This is a genomic window from Protofrankia sp. Cas8 (assembly GCF_963555845.1).
Classification (GTDB): domain Bacteria; phylum Actinomycetota; class Actinomycetes; order Frankiales; family Frankiaceae; genus Protofrankia.
Genome location: NZ_CAUVXI010000177.1, coordinates 9,820 through 11,634, shown reverse-complemented (window position 1 = coordinate 11,634; position 1,815 = coordinate 9,820). Strand labels below are relative to the sequence as shown.

Genomic DNA, 1,815 nt, shown 5'->3' with positions numbered 1-1,815 from the left:
ATTGTGTGGAAGAAGGCACGCTGGTACGTAACCCCGTATCCGATGAACCAGCGGTCGGATAACACCCCCGGCCCGGAACATTCCGGGGCGGTCGGTCCCGGCACCCCGGGCCTGACCTGCTCCTGACTAGCTGAATGGTGGACGGAGGCAGCGCGGTGGCATTCAACGGTCTACAGCCAGCTAGTGGTCCGTTCTTTCTGGCGCCCGGCGCGTCGGTGCGCCTGAACATGTGGTACGGGAATCAGGGTGACGACCACGGCGCTCAGTGGATCATGGCGCATCCACTGAGCGGCGAGGCGCCCACCGAACTGATCGTCTCTGACCATTCCAAGATTCTCGACTATGCGATCGGATGTGTTGAGGAGAACGGCTCGCCCCGGGCCTGCCCTGGCCAGGACCCGTACTACAGATACGGGGTAACGGTCACCAACCGGGGCACCAGCGGCGTGCGGTTCAACATCCAGGGTGGCGGCAACACCTGACGTGGAGGTGGCGGGATGGCGGAACTACGAAAAATCTTGGTGATTACCGATGTGGACGGCAGAGTTATCGCCGCCGGCCACCGCGGTGAATCCTCGGCGGAAGGTCTGAATCTTGCGATCGGACCTCTTCCCGGTCAGATGTTTCATGAAGTCGAAGTCCCCGAGCCCGTTACCCGCCTGTCCGGGCATGATTTTCATCTCATCCTGTCACGGGCGCGTCTCGATCCCGCTACGGCAAGACTCACCCTCCCGCGAATCCAGGTCGAGCGCCACGACCAAGCCGAGTAGCGCAGACCCCTCCGCCGCCGTAGCGGACCCGATCCCGAGGCGATATGTGTGCCGGCTGACGAACGTGCGTCTATGACGGCGACGACCCGCGCCGTCGCCGAGGGTGAATCCGCACTCGGTCTGGAGATCGACGCCTGGCTCAGGACCGTTCTGGTCGGCGCTGCTGACTCTGACGTAGCCGACCGCATCCGCCCCGGCCCCTTCCACACCCCGAAATGTCAGGCTGGACTCGAAAAACCGGGTAGACATTCGTCAAGAAACGTCGCCGAGGACTCTAACCTGACGCTTCTTACGGCAGTTGATCGTGTGGTGTTGGGGTGTACCCCAACACCACACGACCCGGGGGTGGCGGCGCAAGATCGGATCAGGCTTCGGCTTGCCACGCCCGCAACGCACCAGCCGCCGCCACGGTGTCCGGGTGCTCCTCCCCGAGCAGCCGCTCCCGGTCGGCGGCCACCCGCTCCAGGATGGTGATCGCGTCGGCGGTCCGCCCCGCCCGCCAGTACGAGGCGGCGAGGTTGCCGCGGGCGGTCAACGTGAACGGGTGCTCCTCCCCGAGCAGCCGCGCAAAGTCGGCGGCCACCCGCTCCTCGATGGTGATCGCGTCGGCGGTCCGCCCCGCCTGCCGATACGAGGCGGCGAGGTTGCCGCGGGCGATCAGCGTGTCCGGGTGCTCCTCCCCGAGCAGCCGCTCCCGGTCGGCGACCACCCGCTCCCCGATGGTGATCGCGTCGGCGGTCCGCCCCGCCTGCCCGTACGAGGTGGCGAGGTTGGCGCGGGCGGTCAACGTGGACGGGTGCTCCTCCCCGAGCAGCCGCTCCCGGTCGGCGACCACCCGCTCCCCGATGGTGATCGCGTCGGCGGTCCGCCCCGCCTGCCCGTACGAGACGGCGAGGTTGGCGCGGGCGATCAGCGTGTCCGGGTGCTCCTCCCCGAGCAGCCGGGCAGAGTCGGCGGCCACCCGCTCCTCGATGGTGATCGCGTCGGCGGTCCGCCCCGCCTGCCGATACGAGACGGCGAGGTTGGCGCGGGCGGCCAGTGTGGA

Annotated in this window: 3 protein-coding genes; 2 read left to right on the top strand and 1 reads right to left on the bottom strand. The window is 67.7% G+C overall.

Annotation, left to right across the window (positions count from 1 at the left end):
• The first annotated feature begins 155 nt into the window (after positions 1–155).
• Both U9977_RS20810 and U9977_RS20805 read left to right on the top strand, forming a co-directional pair.
• Positions 156–482, top strand: coding sequence for a hypothetical protein (locus U9977_RS20810; protein ID WP_322750968.1), 327 nt, complete (start codon positions 156–158; stop codon positions 480–482).
• A 15-nt stretch (positions 483–497) separates the two neighbouring features.
• Positions 498–770 carry a hypothetical protein gene (locus U9977_RS20805; RefSeq protein ID WP_322750967.1) on the top strand — a complete coding sequence of 91 codons (273 nt, stop codon included), beginning with the start codon at positions 498–500 and terminating at the stop codon, positions 768–770.
• Between the two features lie 364 nt (positions 771–1,134).
• Here the strand turns inward: U9977_RS20805 and U9977_RS20800 are convergent.
• Positions 1,135–1,815: tetratricopeptide repeat protein (locus U9977_RS20800; RefSeq protein ID WP_322750966.1), on the bottom strand; the 681-nt coding region annotated here is incomplete at its 5' end.